Genomic DNA, 15,894 nt, shown 5'->3' on the forward strand with positions numbered 1-15,894 from the left:
GGCGACGGGGATCGACGGGTGGGAGAGCGATGGGTGCGCGACCGGGCGTGAGCGGCCTCTCCGAGCCCAAGCAGCAGCGCAGTCGCGACTCGTTCGCGAAGGTGTGCGCCGCGGTGCTCGAGCTCCTGCACGAGCGCGGAACCGGCCAGTTCTCGCTCGCGGAGGTGAGCTCGAGGGCCGAGGTGTCGATCGGGTCGATCTACGGCCGGGTGGGGAGCAAGGCCGAACTGCTGCGCGCCGTCCAGAGCCAGGAATTCGACCGCCTCGACCTCGAGACCGCGCAGCGCGTCGATGCCGCCGGTACGGGCGCCGCGAGCTTCGAGCGCGCGACGACGCAGATCGTGACCGCGTACGCCGAAATCCTGCGCTCCAACCGCGACCTCCTGTCGCCGTTCTTCCTTCTCGGCGTGGAGGATGCCGAGATCCTCGAGCGCGGGCGCCGCTCCGGCGACGCCGGGCAGGCGGTCTTCATCCGCGCCCTCTCGGCCGCCGCACGGCAGCACCGTGTCGAGCTGTCGGCGGAGCAGGCGCGGTGGGCATTCGAGATCTTCTACAGCCTGTGCGTGCGATATCTCAGCCTTGGTGTTGCGGCGACGGCGAGTCCGCACGATGCATACCGCTGGAGCGACCTCCTCGATCGTCTCGCGCGTACGGTCTATCTCACGATCTCACCGGGATGACCGATCGCGGCTCCCTCGGCCTGAGCTGCGCCCAGCCAGCGCGCGATCTCCTCGATCGTGGTCCGGGCCGTCGGGTCGGCGGGCTCGTTGATGTGGCCGTGGCCTGCGCCGGGCTCTAGATATAGGTCGAGCGACCCGCCCGCCTCCCGCACGAGGGTGGCGAACGCCTCACCCGAGGGCCGGAGATCGTCGAGTTCGCACACGACCACGAGCGTGGGCGGAAGTGCGCTCGCTGACCCGAGACCCGGGAAGGCGTACGGATGGTCGAGACCACCGGGCCCCGCGAAGTTCGCCGAGATCCGCCCCATCGGCGCCTCGGGGTCCAGGGGCTCACCCGGAGACGAGCTGTTCGGGTGCAGGACGGGATAGACGAGCACCAGGCCCGCCGGGGCCGGCCCCGCACCGTCTCGCAGCCGCGCGGCGACACCGGCGACCAGGTTGCCGCCGGCACTCGCACCGCCGAGGGCCACGGCATCCGGGGCCGCACCGAAGAACTCCTCGGCGTTGTCGAGGGCGAAGCGCCAGCCCGCCAAGACGTCGTCCGAGGGCACCGGGTAGTGCACGTCACCGAGGCACTTCGTGTAGTCGAGGGTCAGGACCGGGATGCCGCGGGCGGCGAGCTCGAGAGCGACCCAGTGCGACTCCGGCATGTCGAGGTGTCCCCCGATGAACGCGCCGCCGTGCACCCAGACGAACGCCCTTCCCGTCGCCGTCGCCGACGGATCCCGGTACAGCCGCGCCGGTTGCGACCGGCGTGCGCCCGCGAACGTCAGCTCCCGCGTCTCGACGGCCGACAGGTGGGCGAAGCGACGATGGAGGGATGCCGTGTCGATGTCGCCGCGCGGGTCGGCGGGCTCTCCATGCTCGCGCAGGTGCGCGAGCATGTCGCTGAACGGCAGGGCGCGAAGGTCGGTCATCCCCCCGCGGTCACCGCCCGCATAGACGCACGGATGAGGTCGTGCTGACGCCGTACGAGCAGCAGCGGGTCGACCTCGCCGAGCTCGGCGAAGGCGTGACCCTCCCACTCGCTCGACCAGAAGCCGCGGTAGCCGCCCTCGACGAACACGCGAACGAGCTCGGGATAGTTGATCGCAGGCTCCTGCCCGGCGTCGTCGATGTCGTAGAACTTCGCGTGCACGTGCAGGATCTGCGGCATGATGTCGGCCCACCCGCGCGGGTCGACGTGGCCGTGCATGTTGAAGGCGAGGTGCGCGAACGAGCCCAGCCGACCGGGGTCGAAGTCCCGTCCGCGGAGGTAGCCGAGGAACTCCTGCTGGCGCGCCTGCATCGTGGCATCCGTCGCCCAGATCTCCTGCAGCCTCTCCACCGCCTCGTCGTCGAGACCGGCACGGCGCACGGCCCGCAGCAGCGTCGGCGACATCGCGTGCATCGTCGAGGAGAAGTCGGCGACGAAGCCCAGCAGCGGTGAGTCGAGCTCGGCGTAGGTCTCGCGCACGCGCAGGATCGCGTCGGAGTTCGGGCCCATGGGTGCGTGGATCTCGTACGCGAGCTTGAGCTCGAGGTCTTCGGCGACCGGCAGCAGCCGACGCAGCAGCTCGGGCTTGGCGCTCTGGATACGCACGAGCGGGAAGCCGAGCTTCTTCGCCCCCTCGAACATGAGCGTCGAGAAGGCGAACTCCTCGTCGGGGGTCATATCGCGGTCGCGGCGGCGCCCCATGTCGAGGTTCGCGCCGAACGAGCTCTCCACGAACCCGTGCCGGTCGAACGCCGCGCGCCACGTGCGCACGAAGTCGTCGCCGACGACCGGGTAGGTCGGCACCATCTGGGATGCCACGATCTCGATGCCCGGACCGATCCCCAGCTCAGCGACGCGGTCGAGCAGGCCGTCGAAGTCGAAGTGTCCGGCCCGGAATTCGGCGCTCGCGGAGTACAGCGTCAGCCCCAGCTGGAACGGGTCGTCCTCGGCCGCCGGCGGCGGGGGCGTCACGTCCGATACGAGCGCCGGGATGCCGGCATCCGCGTCGACGACCGTGAGGGTCTTCACGTCGTGCACCACGTTCGGCACGTACAGGCCGGGTCCGCCGTCCTGGCCGGGCGCGATCTGCATGTAGGGCAGGCGCAGCTCGCCATGCAGCACGACGTCGTGGGTCTCCCCGAGGGCGACCGGTTCGTCGCGGCGGGCGACCAGGAGCGGGTGCTCCTGCAGGAACCAGAGCCGTTCGCTCTGTTCCGGCAGTTCGTCGAGCCGGTACGAGGCGTCGCCGAACGCGACACGGAGGTCGTCGGCATCCACCTGTCCGCCGTCGACGGTGAGCGAGAGCGAGGTCACCGACGAGAGCCACAGGCTGCGGTACCAGGGGATGGTCAACCGGAGCGCGAGACCGTCGGGGTGCGCGCGGAGGCTGTCGTCGTGGATGAGTCCGTTGGGCATGTCGTGGTCCTTAGGGGTGGCCGATGATCGGCGCCGGGGAAGAGGGGGTCCGGGATACCTGCGACACCCACCGGGCGACCGTGTCCGAGGCGGCGAAGCGCGCCGCCATCCGCCGGTATCCGGCGGGACTCGGGTGCAGCCCGTCGGGCAGCTCCGCGAGGTCGGCCTCGCCGAACAGCTCGAGACCGTCGAGGTAGTGGAGTGCGGGGTCGTCGGCGGCGCGCATGGTGACGATGTCGCGCAGGATCTCACGCACCGCCCGCAGCGTGAGCGGCGGATCGAAGACGTCCGGCGTCGTGACCGGAGTTCCGCGGCGCAGCCCCGTGGCGGGATCGGTGACCGTCGGCCCCGGGGTGTCTTCGTGCATCGGGCAGATGATCGGGGAGACGACGAGGATCGGCGTGTCTGCCGCCCCCTCGCGCAGGGTGTCGAGGAACCCGTGCACGGCGGGGATGAACGTGCGCCGCTTCATCGTGTCGCCACCGACGATGTTGATGCCGATCTTGAGGCTCCACAGGTCGGCGCCCGAGTCGCGCATCGCACGGGCGGTGAACGGGTCGAGGTGGGCGTTCGCGGCGAAGCCGAGATTGGTCACGTCGAGGCCGAGCTCCCCCGCGGCCAGCACCGGCCACACGCCCAGGGGCCTGTCCGCCTCGATGCAGTGGCTGATGGAGCTGCCGTGGTGCCACCAACGGGGCTGTCCGAGCGAGCCTGCGGGCCGCAGCGGGGCATCCGATCGCACATCGCGCACGCGCACGGCGTCGGTCTGCGGCAACCACACCGCGACGCGACGCTCGGTCACACCGTCACCGCCCAGCTCGCCGCGCACCAGCGCGGACTCGCCCCGCTCGAAGCGCGGGCCGCCGGGCTCGGCGAGGTGGAGCTTCGACCCGCCGGTGACGCGCACCTCGCCGACCGGCTGGCCGTCGATCGTCCACGAGAACACCGACCAGCGTTCGCCGTCGGGGATCCAGGGAAGGAAGAGACCGGTGGTCTCGACGGTCATCTCGACCCACGTCGCCGCGGTCTCGAACTCCATACGGACGCCGGATGCCTGTTCCGACGCGATCCTCATCCAGTCGGAGTCCAGCTGCGGTCTCACGCTCAGCGGGAGGCGCAGCGGCATGAGCCCCTCGGCATCCTCCTCGATGTCGATTGTCCCGCGCACGCTCGCCCGCAGAAGCTCCCGCGTGACTTCGTCCTGGGTCTTCACAGCCCGTCGGCGATCTGGCGCATGAGCGAGTGCTGACGGCGCACCTGCTCGATCGAGCGCCAGGGTTCGCGCTCGCCCTCGTACTCGCTCGAGAGGTAGCCGGTGTAGCCCGCGTCCTTCAGGGCCTTCAGCACCGGCTCCCACGGGATCTGCTGGTCGTGCAGGTTCTCGTCGATGTCGTGGAACTTCGCCTGGATGAACACGACGTTCTCGATCACGTCGAACACGTCCTTCGGGTCGACATGGATGCCGTCGAGGAACGCCGGGCGCTGACCGGGCAGCTCGCCGGGCTTCAGCGGGATGGGACGGTCCTGGAAGATGCCGGTGTCGAGCAGCAGACCGAAGTGCTTCGTGCCGGTGCGGTGGATGAGGGCGATGTAGTCGTCGACGACCTCGTGCTTGATGGGGGTCGGCGAGTGGATCTCGGGACAGATGACGACGTCGAGCTCCTCAGCCAGCGGCAGGGAGGCCTCGACGACCTCGGTCCAGATGGGGTGGGGGATGAGGTCGCCGGAGACGACGCCGATCTTCGGCCGGACGAAGCGGAAACCGAGGCGCTTCGCGAGGCGCAGGTCGCGCTGGAGAGCCGCGACACCCTCCGCGACCGTCATGTCGCGGCCGTTCGGGCCGCTGGAGTGCAGGCGCGTGTCGATCCACGAGCCCATGTTCGTCGGCTCGAGACCGTACGTCTGCAGCAGCGCGAACCACTGCTCCACCCACTCGTCGGACGGGTTCGGGTAGTTCGGCACGTGCGCTTCGCCGAGGATCTCGAGGCCCGTCGCGCCGAGGTCGGCGATCGAGGCCATGGCGGTCTCGAGGTCCATGACCGTGCCGAAGTCGGTCATGTAGCTGTACAGCGAGACGCCGTAGCGGAAGGGGGCCCCGGATGCCTCGGGCGCGAGCGTGACGCTCTTGGTGACGCGGTAGGTGCTCGGCTGATGCTCCTGCGGGATGTACGACATGCGCAGGCGGAGCTCGATGGACAGCTCGTGCACGCCGTCGGGGAGACCCCCCGGGAGGGGCACGGTCACGATCGCGGCATCCTCGAGCGGCCAACGCACCCCGTCGCCGTCCCACAGCTCGGCCAGCGTGTACTGCGTCCCCTGCAGCGTCCACAGCGGCACGTCGGGGGCGACGTCGACCAGGCCCGGGATGCTCACGGCGATGCCGTCGATGAGGGAGGCGGCCATGCCGCGGTACGACGGCATCCGGACGCGGAACTGGAAGCCGGTGATCTCGTCGCCCTCGCGGACGTTGCGGAATCCGACGGACTGGATGAGGTCTCTCTCGAGAAGCATCGTCGCTCACTCTCTATGGGGTTCACTTCGACGCTACCCCGCTTATGCCTCATTCAGACATAAGCGTTCGTGATCCTCCGCATCCATGCGCGTGAGTTGCCGAATTCTGTCGCTTTCCGGGGCCCGAAGCGACGATCTCTGGCGACTCACGCGTCGGAGCGGAACACCTCGGACGCGATGCGGAACGCCGTGTTCGCGGCCGGCACCCCCGAATAGATCGCCGACTGCAGGATCACCTCGCGGATCTCGACGATCGTCAGTCCGTTGCGGATCGCCGCGCGCAGGTGCATCGCGAGCTCCTCGTGATGACCGTGGGCGATGAGCGAGCTCAGCACCGCGATCGAGCGCGAACGACGGTCCAGGCCCGGGCGCGACCACACGTCCCCCCACGCGACCCGGGTGATGAAGTCCTGCCAATCGGAGGTGAGCTCGGTCGCGCCGGCGGTGGCGCGTTCGACGTGGGCGTCGGAGAGCACCTCCCGCCGCACGGTCATGCCCTGGTCGTGTCGCTCCTGGTCGGTGGCCATCAGACGTCCCCTCTCGAGACGGATGCGAAGAACGACCGCAGCACCGCGGCCACGGCCTCCGGCTGCTCGGCGGGCGGCAGATGACCGGCGTCGTCGATACGCTGCACCCGCCCGTCGCGCACGCGCTCGGCGATCTCGACCGCCTTGGCCTCGGGAGCCACGGCATCGAACGCGCCCCACACCGCGAGCACGGGCACCTCGATACCTCCGAGCGACGAGCGCACGTCGTAGGCGGCGAGCGCCTCGCAGCAGCGGGCGTAGCTGTCGTCGTCGGCATCCTGGAGCGCGTGCAGCAGGCGCCCGCTCAGCTCGGGCCGACGTGCCATCGACTCGGGGGCGAACCAGCGCTGCGCCGAGCCGACGATGAGGCTCGACGTGCTCTGCGCGCGCGCCTGCGCGGCGCGGTCGGTCCACGATGCGGGGTCGCCCAGGACGGCCCCGGATGCCACGATGGCGGCGCCCCGCAACCGGGAGCCGTGCCGCAGGGCGAGCTCGAGTCCGGTGGCCCCGCCGAGCGACACCCCCGCGTACAGGAACGTCTCGTCGGGCACGGCCGCGGCCACGGCGTCCGCCAGGTCGGCGACAGTGAACGGCTCGCGCGCGACGGGACCGGCACCGTGGCCGGGAAGATCCCAGGCCGCGACGCGGTAGTCGTCGACGAGTAGAGGCACGACGTCGTCCCAGAGGATGGTCGAGGTGCCCAGCGACGGTCCGAGCACGACGAGCGGGGCGCCGGCCCGGCCGATCGGCGCGGTGAGCGAGATGAGGCTCATTCCTCGCCCCCTCTGTCGTGTGCCGTGCCGCCGCCCGCGTGAACCGCGCCCCGCGCGAGACGGGGGGCGAGGCCGAGGTATCCAGCCGGGTCGAGCAACGCGTCGAGGTCGACGCCCCGCAGCTCCGGCATCGCCCGCAGGCGCGGCGCGAGGTCGTCGTCTCCCGCCAGCAGTGCGGCGAACGCCTCCGCGCCCAGGAGCGGCACGAGCACTCCGCGCAGACGCTCGCTCACGATCCGCCCGCCGGTGCGGCCGAGGTTGCCCGCCGCGGCGTCGACGTCCACGCGCAGGTGCGCCAGCAGCGACGCCCCGTGGGCCGAGGCTCCGACCGCCAGGCGAAGCAGCTCGCGCAGGGTCGGCCACTCGGCGTGCCACGCGCCGTCGGGGCGCTCGTCGACGGCGAGGGCGGATGCCAGGTGCAAGGTCGCCGCGAGGTGGGGCGCGCGCAGCGCGGCGGAACGGATGAGCACCGCCTCGGCCGGGTTCTGCTTCTGCGGCATCGCCGACGACCCGCCGCCGACGCCCTCGGAGACCTCGCCGATCTCGGTGCGGCCGAGGGTCGCGATGTCGGCGGCGACCTTGCCGAGCGCGTCGATCGCCTGCACGAGGGCGTCGCCGATCTCGGTGACGGGCCAGCGGGAGGTGTGCCACGGGGCCTCGGGGGCATCGAGCTCCAGAGCGCGGGCGAGGGCCGCGGGCAGGGCGTTCGCGGCATCCTGGGATCCGGTGATCTCGACGAACGAGGCGAGCGTTCCGCCCGCCCCGGCGAGCTGGGCGGGGAAGGTCAGCTCCCCCAGGCGCTGCGCGGCGCGCTCCAGCCCACGGGCCCAGGTCGCGGCGCGGGCGCCGATCGTGGTGGGCACGGCGTGCTGGGTCAGGGTGCGCGCGGCGGCGACGTCGTCGGCGTGCCGCACGGCAAGCTGCCGGGCCCAGACGGCGGCGTTCGCGGTCGAGCGACGCGTCTGCTCGACGGCCCGGCGCGCGACGACCATGAGGGCGGTGTCGAGGATGTCCTGGCTCGTCGCGCCCCGGTGGATCCACGCACGGTGCTCCTCGGGAACCTGCGCCTTCAGCATCCCCACGAGCGGGATCACGGGGTTGCCCCCCGCCACGCCCTCGCGCACGAGTCGGTCGACGTCGATCCCCCGCTCGGGGGAGCCATACTTCTCGTCGATCCCGAAGACGTGGTCGATCTCGACCCGCGCCTCGCGCGGGGCCGCCCCCACCTCGACGTACGCCGCGACCAGGGCGCGCTCGACGCGGATCATCGTCGACAGCACGACCCCGTCCGACAGCAGCGCGTCGTGCCCGACGCTCACCGGCGCGAGCAGACCGACGTCGAACGGGGGGAGGGCGTCAGAAGGCAAGGAACACCGTCTCGTTCTCGCCCTGCAACCGGATGTCGTGCGACAGGTACCCGTCGGGCGTCCGGGTCGCGACGAGGCTAGCGCGCTCCGCCTCGTCGAGCGACGACAGCAGCGGATCCGCGGCGAGCGCGTCAGCGTCCCCCGGCACGTAGATGCGCGTGTGCAGCTTGTCGGGGAGGCCGCGCGCGAACACGATCGCGGCGAAGAAGCCGGGGCGACCGTGGATGCCGCCGGGCTCGCGCGTCCAGAACTCGTAATGCCCCTCGTCGTCGGTGAAGGCGCGGCCGAAGCCGGTGAAGGTGTGCCCGTCGCGACGGAACGCCCCGCGCGCGCGGGGCACCGAGCCGTCGGCATCCGCCCCGAAGATCTCCACCAGCGCGTCGGGGATGGGCGCACCGGCGCCGTCGAAGACGGTGCCCGAGAGCACGATCGCCCCGGGCGAGTGGGGGAAGGCCACCTCGTGCTGGCGAAAGTACGCCAGGCCGTAGGCGAAGAACGGCCCGACCGTCTGCCCGGGGGTGGCGCGGTGGGTCTTGGCGGGGGTCATGCCTCGTCCTCCTGCTCGAAGTAGGTCGCATCCGGCCCGTCGACCACGATGTCGAAGCGGTACCCCGTGGCCCACTCGGGCGAGGTGAGGTCGTGGTCGTAGACGCCGACGAGGGCGTCGCGGTCTCTCTGCCGGGGGATGCTGTTGTAGATCGGGTCGAGCGCGAACAGCGGGTCGCCGGGGAAGTACATCTGCGTCACCAGGCGCTGCGTGAACGAGGACCCGAACACCGAGAAGTGGATGTGGGCGGGGCGCCAGGCGTTGCGGTGGTTCTTCCACGGGTACGGGCCGGGCTTGATGGTGGTGAAGCGGTACTCGCCGTTCTCGTTCGTGATCGCCCGGCCGGCGCCGGTGAAGTTCGGGTCGAGCGGGGCGGGGTGCTGGTCGCGCTGATGGATGTAGCGGCCCGCGGCGTTCGCCTGCCAGATCTCGATGAGCTGGTTCGCCACCGGGCGCCCCCACGAGTCCAGCAGCCGCCCCTGCACGCTCATGCGCTCGCCCAGCGGCTCCCCGGCGTGCTGCAGCGTGAGGTCGGACTCGATCGCGGCGACATCGCGCTGCCCGAACGCCGGCGAGAACAGCTCGATCGTCTCGGGGTCGACGAGCTTCGGGTTCTTGGTGGGGTGGCGCAGCACGCTCGAGCGGTAGGCGGGGAAGTCGTGCGCCGTGGCCGGCACCCGCTCTCCCGCGGCCTCGGCGCGGTCGAGTTCGGCGTGGCGGGCGCGGATCTCGCGGACGATCTCGTCCTGCGTGGCCTGGTCGGGGGCCGCCAGCAAGGTCTCGGGTGCGGCCGCGGGGGCGTTCGTCATGGGGTCTCCTTCGACCTCCCCATCGTCGGGCACCGGCCCGGCGCGCGCCAGAACGTTCCCGGTGAATGGGAATCGTGGCATCCTGGAGTGTGGCCAACTCCCCCTCGGGCGACTCGGTGACCGACCGCCTGGTGCGCATCCTCGAGACCTTTACCCCCACGCGCACCGCGCAGACCACGGCCGACATCGGCCGCCGGGCCGGGCTGCCGAGCTCATCCGCGCATCGGATCGTCAACGAACTGGTGGATGCCGGACTCCTCGAGCGCGACGAGGAGCGGCGCGTGCGGGTGGGCATGCGGTTGTGGGAGCTGGCGACGCGGTCGTCGCATGCCCTGCGCCTGCGCCAGGCAGCCCTGCCGTACATGGAGCGCGTGCAACAGCGCGTGCGCGAGCACACGCAGCTGGCGATCCTGGAGCACGACGAGGCGCTCTTCCTGGAGAGGCTCAGCGCCCCCGACTCGGGCGCGAACATCACGCGGGTCGCAGGACGCCTCCCTCTGCATGCCTCCTCGTCGGGGCTCGTGCTGCTCGCCTTCGCGCCGCACGACCTGCAGGAGCGCGTGCTCGCCGGCCCCCTCCGCGCCGTGACGCCCTCGACGATCGTGGATCCCGTCGCTCTGCGTCGCACCCTCGCCGAGATCCGCACCCTGGGCCGGGTGATCGCCCCCGGATACGTCGACGAGGTGTCCACCGGCGTCGCCGTACCCGTGCGCGACGAGACCGGCACGGTCATCGCGGCGCTGTCGGCGGTGCTCCCGCGCGACGCCGAGACGCAGTTCGCGCTCGTCGAGCTCCACCGCGCCGCCCGCGACACCGAACGCGCCCTCGGCTTCCGCCGCTGACTCCCCGTCGAGTGTCCACGACACGCCGCAACGGGGCTGCCCGGAGCGGCGTTTCCTGGACACTCGACTCCTCGAGAACACCCGGCTTTGCGTCCCGATGAATGGGAGCGGCGGCGTGCGGTCCCCCTGCAGCGCGCACCATCGACGCAGGCACCGTCGAAGGAGACGCCATGACCCCCACCGTCCGCACCCGCGTCGCCATCGTCGGCGCCGGCCCCGCGGGGCTGCTGCTGTCGCACCTGCTCGACCAGGCGGGCATCGCCTCGATCGTCATCGACCAGCGCTCGCGCGACGAGATCGAGAGCACCATCCGCGCCGGCATCCTCGAACAGGGCACCGTCGAGCTGCTCGACGGGCTCGGCGCCCACTCCCGAGCCCGCACCGTCGGTCACCGCCACGACGGCATCGAGCTGCGCTTCGAGGGCGAGGGGCACCGCATCGACTTCGCCGAGAGCGTGGGCCGCGCGGTATGGCTCTACCCCCAGCACGAGGTGCTCAGAGACCTCGTCGCGGCGCGCCTCGCCGCGGGGCAGGACCTGCGCTTCGGCGTCACCGCCGAGGGCATCGCGGATGCCGAGACCGACCGCCCCCGCGTCCTCGCGCGCGACGCCGAGGGCCGTGCGCTCGAGATCGAGGCCGAGTTCGTCGTGGGCTCCGACGGCTCGCGCAGCGTGGCGCGCGCCACCGTGACCGGATCGAGCCAGGGCGGGTACTTCCGCGAATACCCCTTCGCGTGGTTCGGCATCCTGTGCGAAGCGCCGCCGAGCGCCGACGAGCTCATCTACAGCAATTCCCCCGACGGCTTCGCGCTGGTGAGCCAGCGCTCCGACACCGTGCAGCGCATGTACTTCCAGTGCGACCCCGACACCGACACCGCGGCCTTCACCGAGGAGCAGCTGTGGCACGAGCTGCAGAAGCGCGTGCCCGGCACGACGCTGAGGCAGGGCCCGATCTTCCAACGCGACGTCCTGCGCTTCCGCAGCTTCGTCGCCCACGAGCTGCGTCGCGGCCGCGTCGCGCTCGTCGGCGATGCGGCCCACACCGTCCCGCCGACCGGGGCGAAGGGCATGAACCTCGCGATCGCCGACGTGCGCCTTCTCGCCGAGGCCCTGCGCAGGTCGCTGCTCGACGGCGACGAGCGCGGCCTCGACGCGTATCCCGAGACGGCGCTGCGCCGCATCTGGAAGGCCCAGCACTTCTCGTGGTGGATGACGAGCCTGCTGCACGTGGCCCCGGATGCCACCGCCTTCGACCGCCGCCGACAGGTCGGCGAGCTGCGCTCCGTGGTGGAGTCGGCGCACGGCCGCGCTTACCTCGCCGAGGCCTACACGGGCTGGCCCTTCGACGCCTGACCCGGACAGCACCGCCGCACACGACAGCGGCGCCCGAGCCGGAGCCCGAGCGCCGCCGAGAGCCCGCGGGCTCAGTCTTTCGTGTCGCGCGACTGCGGGAACGGGCTCGGCACCACCGGCACCGTTCCGGTGTAGCCCTCGCGCTCGGCGGCGAGCTCGGCGATCCGCTTGCGGCAGGCGAACCAGCCCGCCGTGATCAGCAGGCTCGCGACCACCGCGACGACGAGCGTCGCGGGCGAGTCGATGAACACCAGCACGAGCACCACGGCCAGGAACGCCAGCGTCAGATACCCGGTGTACGGCGCCCAGAACAGGCGGAACGACGGGCGCACCAGTTCTCCGCGATCGGCGAGCTGCTTCAGCCGCATCTGGCACACGATGATGGTCGCCCAGGTCACCAGGATGCCGACGGCTGCCACGTTCAGCACCGTCTCGAACGCGTCGCTGGGATTGACGTAGTTGATCACGACGCCGAACAGGGCGACGAAAGCCGTGATCGCGATCCCGCCGTAGGGCACGCCCGCCTTGTTCATGCGCGCGGCGAACTTCGGCGCCGATCCGGCGACCGCCATCGAGCGCAGGATGCGACCGGTGGAGTAAAGGCCCGCGTTCAACGACGACAGCGCCGCGGTCAGCACGACGAGGTTCATGATGACGTCGACCCCCGGCACGCCGATGGAGGCGAAGAACGTCACGAACGGGCTCTCGTCCTTCGAGTACGCGGTGAACGGCAGCAGGAGCGACAGCAGCAGCACCGAGCCGACGTAGAACACCGCCACGCGGAAGATGACCGAGTTGATCGCGCGCGGCATGACCTTCTCGGGGTTCTTGGTCTCGCCGGCGGCGGTGCCGATGAGCTCGATCGAGGCGTACGCGAACACGACGCCCTGCATGAGGATGATCGCGGGGAGGATGCCGTTGGGGAAGAATCCGCCGTTGTCGGCGATGAGCGAGAACCCGGTGGGGGCGCCCGTGGGAGTGCCGAACACCACGAAGTAGATGCCGACGAGCAGGAACGCCACGAGGGCGGCGACCTTGATGAGGGCGAACCAGAACTCCAGCTCGCCGAAGACCTTCACCGACACGAGATTGACGGCCAGCACCGTGACCAGCGCGGCGAGCGCCCACACCCACTGCGGGACCGCGGCGATCCACGGCACGTACTTGCCGAAGAAGTTCATGTACAGCGCGGCCGCGGTGATGTCGACCATCGTGGTCGTGGCCCAGTTGATCCAGTAGAACCAGCCCGACACGAAGGCGGCCTTCTCGCCGAAGAACTCGCGCGCGTACGACACGAACGAGCCCGAGGTCGGCCGGTGGAGCACGAGCTCGCCGAGCGCGCGGAGGATGAAGAACGCGAACAGGCCGCAGACCGCGTACGACAGCACGATCGCGGGACCCGCCTGGGCGAGACGCCCGCCGGCGCCGAGGAAGAGTCCGGTGCCGATGGCGCCGCCGATGGCGATCATCTGCACCTGACGTGAGGTCAGTCGCTTGTGGTAGCCGCTGTCCTCGAGCTGAACGGTCGAGGTGTGGGTCGGTTCGGCGGCGCCGCCGGAGCCCGGGGTGGTGTCGTTCACCTACCCATCGTGCGATTCGCGCAGCGACTGTCCAGGAAGCGCGCCGCGAAGCGCGGCATCCGTCGCGGGCCGCGCCCCCGGGATCAGAGCCAGTGCTTGCGCTTGAACGTCAGCCAGAGTCCGAGCGAGGTCGCGGCCATGAGACCCAGCGCCATGGGGTAGCCCAATGTCCAGTCCAGCTCGGGCATGTTGCGGAAGTTCATGCCGTAGATCGCCCCGATCAGCGAGGGCCCGAAGAGGATCGCGGCCCACCCCGAGATCTTCTTGACCTGTTCGTTCTGTTCGAGCGAGGTCTCGGTCTGGCGGCGCGTGACGAGCGTGGCGTTGACGGTGAGGGCGTTGTCGAGGATCGCCCGCAGCGCCGTGAGCTTCTCGCTCTGGCGCAAGGCGTGGTCGAGCACGTCGCGCAACGACCGCTGCAGCTCGATGTCGACGCCGTACTTGTCGGCTCCGCGCAGCAAAGCCTCCAGCATGTCGCGCAGGGGCTCCACCGCGCGCTGGAAATGGATGACCTCGCGGGCCAACTGGTAGATGCGCTGCGACAGTTCGGCCCCGTCGGCGCCGAAGAGCTGGTCCTCGATCTCGTCGACGTCGTTCTGCAGGCCTCGCGCGACCGGGTCGTACTGGTCGACCACCTCGTCGAGGATCGCGTACAGCACGGCCTCGGGTCCCCGTGCGAGAAGCTCGGGGTTCTCCTCGAGGCGGTGCCGCACGCGCGCGAGATCGGGGACCTCCGCGTGCCGCACCGTGACGACGTAGTCGGCGCCGATGAACACGTGCAGCTCGCCGAACTCCACCGTCTCGGTCTCGTCGATGTAGCGCGCCGGTCGCAGCACCGCGAAGAGGTTGTCGCCGTAGCGCTCGAGCTTGGCGCGCTGATGACCCGCGAGGGCATCCTCGACCGCGAGGGGGTGGAGCGAGAACTCCGCGGCCACGCGCTCCACTTCGTCGGTCGAGGGGCGCAACAGGCCGATCCACGCCATCCCGCCGTGGGCCTCCATGTACTCGAAGGTCTGGTCGAGGCTCGAGGGGTTCTCGATGCGGCGACCGTCGACGTAGACCGCGCTGTCGATGATGGGCATGCTTACCGTTGTACCCCTCCCAGGTGGACGACGGATGCCACTGCCCTCGACACCGACGGTGCGCTAGCGTCGCGCGCGCCCTCCGGTGGCCGGCTGCGGGACGCCGCCGCCGGTCACTTCTTCGGGTCGTGGCCCCAGTTCATCAGGGAGTACCGCCAGTCGGTGTCGGTCACGTCGCCCTTCGGCTTCTGTGCGCTGTGCCGCTTGACGTAGCCGACGACCTTGCGCATGTGGGCGAGGTCGTCGTCGGTGAGATCGGCCTTCTTCTTCTCGAGGATCCGCACGATGTGCCGGCCGCTCTCATGGCCGGTCGATTCGCCGCCGCCCTTCTTCTGCCCGACGGACTTCGAATCGTCGGTGTCGAGCCACTTCTTCAGCTCGCTCGCGGTCATGTTGACCGCGTCGTCGAACTCCTTGCGGGTCTGGTCGTCGTCGTCGCTCATGCCGTCATCCTGGCCAGCACGCGAGAGCGGAGCGGCCCCCTTGCGCCGACGGCGGGGCCATGGCATCCGGTCCGCTGATCAGCCGACGGGTTCGCTGAGCGGCTCCTCGGCGTCCGGTCCCGGATGCCGCGCGCCCGCGCTGCGGCGGGCGGCGGCCAGGACGGCGCCGATGCTGGCGGCGATCACCAGGGCGATGCCCGCGACTTCGAGCCACGACAAGCGCTGACCGAGCAGCAGGAAGCCGGCGATCGACGCCGTCGCGGGGCCGAGACTCATCATGATCGCGAACGCCGAGGCCGGCAGGCGCCGCAGGGCGACGAGTTCGAGCGCGTAGGGGATGGTCGACGACAGCAGCGCGACCGCGGCCCCGAGCGCGAGGATGTCCACGCGCAGCAGCACGGGCCCCGCCTGCCAGAGGCCGAAGGGCAGGGCGAGGCACGCGCCGACCGCCATCGCCAGCGCGAGGCCGTCCAGGCGCGGGAACTGCCGCCCCACGCGCGCCGACGACAGGATGTACAGCGCCCAGCTGACCGCCGCCCCCAGGGCGAAGAGCACTCCGAGGGCGTCGAGGCGGTCCCACCCGCCGGCGCCGAGCGCGATGACCCCCGTCAGGGCGAGCCCCGCCCACAGCCACCGCGCGGCCCCCGTCGCGGTCAGGATCGAGAGGGTGAGCGGCCCGAGCACCTCGATCGTCACGGTGACGCCCAGCGGAAGCCTCTCCAACGCCAGGTAGAAGAGCCCGTTCATGGATGCCAGGACCACACCGAACACGACCACCGACCGCCAGGCGGAGCCGGTGTGCCCCCGCAGGCGCGGCCGCGCAATCGCGAGGAGCAGCAGCGCCGAGAACACCAGACGCAGCATGACGATGCCGAGCGGTCCGGTCTGGGGGAAGAGCATCACCGCGAACGACGCGCCCACCTCCTGGCAGGCCAGGCCGACGAACACGAGAGCGGCGGCCGAGCCCTGCCCGCCGCGCGCGCTCACGA

Annotated in this window: 16 protein-coding genes; 3 read left to right on the plus strand and 13 right to left on the minus strand. The window is 71.0% G+C overall.

The window, feature by feature from the left end; all coding sequences use genetic code 11:
* The first annotated feature begins 47 nt into the window (after nucleotides 1-47).
* Nucleotides 48-680, plus strand: a complete 633-nt coding sequence (locus tag RWH44_RS06310; RefSeq protein ID WP_316003911.1) for a TetR/AcrR family transcriptional regulator — start codon at nucleotides 48-50, stop codon at nucleotides 678-680.
* Here the strand turns inward: RWH44_RS06310 and RWH44_RS06315 are convergent.
* From RWH44_RS06315 to pcaH, 9 genes are all read right to left on the minus strand, one after another.
* On the minus strand, nucleotides 656-1,597 hold the full coding sequence (locus RWH44_RS06315; protein WP_316003912.1) for an alpha/beta hydrolase: 942 nt from the start codon (nucleotides 1,595-1,597) through the stop codon (nucleotides 656-658). The two genes, RWH44_RS06310 and RWH44_RS06315, sit on opposite strands and share 25 nt — an antisense overlap.
* Nucleotides 1,594-3,072 carry a C-glycoside deglycosidase beta subunit domain-containing protein gene (locus tag RWH44_RS06320; RefSeq protein ID WP_316003913.1) on the minus strand — a complete coding sequence of 493 codons (1,479 nt, stop codon included), beginning with the start codon at nucleotides 3,070-3,072 and terminating at the stop codon, nucleotides 1,594-1,596. Before RWH44_RS06320 ends, RWH44_RS06315 begins: the two co-directional genes overlap by 4 nt.
* A 10-nt stretch (nucleotides 3,073-3,082) precedes the next feature.
* Nucleotides 3,083-4,285: a GDSL-type esterase/lipase family protein gene (locus RWH44_RS06325; RefSeq protein ID WP_316003914.1), complete on the minus strand. Its 1,203-nt coding sequence runs from the start codon at nucleotides 4,283-4,285 to the stop codon at nucleotides 3,083-3,085.
* Complete coding sequence (locus RWH44_RS06330; protein ID WP_316003915.1) at nucleotides 4,282-5,583, minus strand: C-glycoside deglycosidase beta subunit domain-containing protein; 1,302 nt, start codon at nucleotides 5,581-5,583, stop codon at nucleotides 4,282-4,284. The genes RWH44_RS06325 and RWH44_RS06330 overlap by 4 nt, the downstream gene beginning before the upstream one ends.
* A 146-nt stretch (nucleotides 5,584-5,729) precedes the next feature.
* Nucleotides 5,730-6,110 (minus strand): 4-carboxymuconolactone decarboxylase, encoded by a 381-nt coding sequence (gene pcaC, locus RWH44_RS06335; protein ID WP_316003916.1) that lies wholly within the window; start codon nucleotides 6,108-6,110, stop codon nucleotides 5,730-5,732.
* Entirely contained in the window at nucleotides 6,110-6,883 is a 774-nt protein-coding gene (locus RWH44_RS06340) for an alpha/beta fold hydrolase (RefSeq protein ID WP_316003917.1), read from the minus strand. Before RWH44_RS06340 ends, pcaC begins: the two co-directional genes overlap by 1 nt.
* A complete protein-coding gene (locus tag RWH44_RS06345; protein ID WP_316003918.1) occupies nucleotides 6,880-8,250 on the minus strand; it encodes a lyase family protein in 1,371 nt (456 codons plus the stop codon). Before RWH44_RS06345 ends, RWH44_RS06340 begins: the two co-directional genes overlap by 4 nt.
* Nucleotides 8,240-8,797 carry a protocatechuate 3,4-dioxygenase subunit alpha gene (gene pcaG, locus RWH44_RS06350; RefSeq protein WP_316003919.1) on the minus strand — a complete coding sequence of 186 codons (558 nt, stop codon included), beginning with the start codon at nucleotides 8,795-8,797 and terminating at the stop codon, nucleotides 8,240-8,242. The genes RWH44_RS06345 and pcaG overlap by 11 nt, the downstream gene beginning before the upstream one ends.
* Nucleotides 8,794-9,606 (minus strand): protocatechuate 3,4-dioxygenase subunit beta, encoded by an 813-nt coding sequence (gene pcaH / locus RWH44_RS06355; protein ID WP_316003920.1) that lies wholly within the window; start codon nucleotides 9,604-9,606, stop codon nucleotides 8,794-8,796. Before pcaH ends, pcaG begins: the two co-directional genes overlap by 4 nt.
* 74 nt (nucleotides 9,607-9,680) lie before the next feature.
* Between pcaH and RWH44_RS06360 the strand changes: the two genes are divergently transcribed.
* Nucleotides 9,681-10,448 carry an IclR family transcriptional regulator gene (locus RWH44_RS06360; RefSeq protein ID WP_316003921.1) on the plus strand — a complete coding sequence of 256 codons (768 nt, stop codon included), beginning with the start codon at nucleotides 9,681-9,683 and terminating at the stop codon, nucleotides 10,446-10,448.
* Between the two features lie 170 nt (nucleotides 10,449-10,618).
* A complete protein-coding gene (locus RWH44_RS06365) occupies nucleotides 10,619-11,800 on the plus strand; it encodes a 4-hydroxybenzoate 3-monooxygenase (RefSeq protein WP_316003922.1) in 1,182 nt (393 codons plus the stop codon).
* A gap of 71 nt (nucleotides 11,801-11,871) precedes the next feature.
* On the opposite strand, the gene RWH44_RS06370 is transcribed toward RWH44_RS06365, so the two are convergent.
* The 4 genes from RWH44_RS06370 to RWH44_RS06385 form a co-directional block, all read right to left on the minus strand.
* Nucleotides 11,872-13,380, minus strand: coding sequence for an amino acid permease (locus tag RWH44_RS06370; RefSeq protein ID WP_316003923.1), 1,509 nt, complete (start codon nucleotides 13,378-13,380; stop codon nucleotides 11,872-11,874).
* A gap of 83 nt (nucleotides 13,381-13,463) precedes the next feature.
* On the minus strand, nucleotides 13,464-14,462 hold the full coding sequence (gene corA, locus RWH44_RS06375) for a magnesium/cobalt transporter CorA (protein ID WP_298876749.1): 999 nt from the start codon (nucleotides 14,460-14,462) through the stop codon (nucleotides 13,464-13,466).
* Between the two features lie 113 nt (nucleotides 14,463-14,575).
* Entirely contained in the window at nucleotides 14,576-14,905 is a 330-nt protein-coding gene (locus RWH44_RS06380) for a DUF3140 domain-containing protein (RefSeq protein ID WP_316003924.1), read from the minus strand.
* A gap of 78 nt (nucleotides 14,906-14,983) precedes the next feature.
* Nucleotides 14,984-15,892, minus strand: coding sequence for an EamA family transporter (locus RWH44_RS06385; RefSeq protein WP_316003925.1), 909 nt, complete (start codon nucleotides 15,890-15,892; stop codon nucleotides 14,984-14,986).
* Nucleotides 15,893-15,894: the final 2 nt, after the last annotated feature.

The sequence above is a fragment of the Microbacterium phycohabitans genome, from assembly GCF_032464935.1.
Taxonomy (GTDB): domain Bacteria; phylum Actinomycetota; class Actinomycetes; order Actinomycetales; family Microbacteriaceae; genus Microbacterium; species Microbacterium phycohabitans.

What these genes read in the sequence shown, in the direction of transcription:
- RWH44_RS06315 (WP_316003912.1), bottom strand. Translation starts at nt 1,597, where the DNA reads ATGACCGACCTTCGCGCCCTGCCGTTCAGCGACATGCTCGCGCACCTG.
- RWH44_RS06320 (WP_316003913.1), bottom strand. Translation starts at nt 3,072, where the DNA reads ATGCCCAACGGACTCATCCACGACGACAGCCTCCGCGCGCACCCCGAC.
- RWH44_RS06330 (WP_316003915.1), bottom strand. Translation starts at nt 5,583, where the DNA reads ATGCTTCTCGAGAGAGACCTCATCCAGTCCGTCGGATTCCGCAACGTC.
- pcaC (WP_316003916.1), bottom strand. Translation starts at nt 6,110, where the DNA reads ATGGCCACCGACCAGGAGCGACACGACCAGGGCATGACCGTGCGGCGG.
- RWH44_RS06340 (WP_316003917.1), bottom strand. Translation starts at nt 6,883, where the DNA reads ATGAGCCTCATCTCGCTCACCGCGCCGATCGGCCGGGCCGGCGCCCCG.
- pcaG (WP_316003919.1), bottom strand. Translation starts at nt 8,797, where the DNA reads ATGACCCCCGCCAAGACCCACCGCGCCACCCCCGGGCAGACGGTCGGG.
- pcaH (WP_316003920.1), bottom strand. Translation starts at nt 9,606, where the DNA reads ATGACGAACGCCCCCGCGGCCGCACCCGAGACCTTGCTGGCGGCCCCC.
- RWH44_RS06365 (WP_316003922.1), top strand. Translation starts at nt 10,619, where the DNA reads ATGACCCCCACCGTCCGCACCCGCGTCGCCATCGTCGGCGCCGGCCCC.
- corA (WP_298876749.1), bottom strand. Translation starts at nt 14,462, where the DNA reads ATGCCCATCATCGACAGCGCGGTCTACGTCGACGGTCGCCGCATCGAG.
- RWH44_RS06380 (WP_316003924.1), bottom strand. Translation starts at nt 14,905, where the DNA reads ATGAGCGACGACGACGACCAGACCCGCAAGGAGTTCGACGACGCGGTC.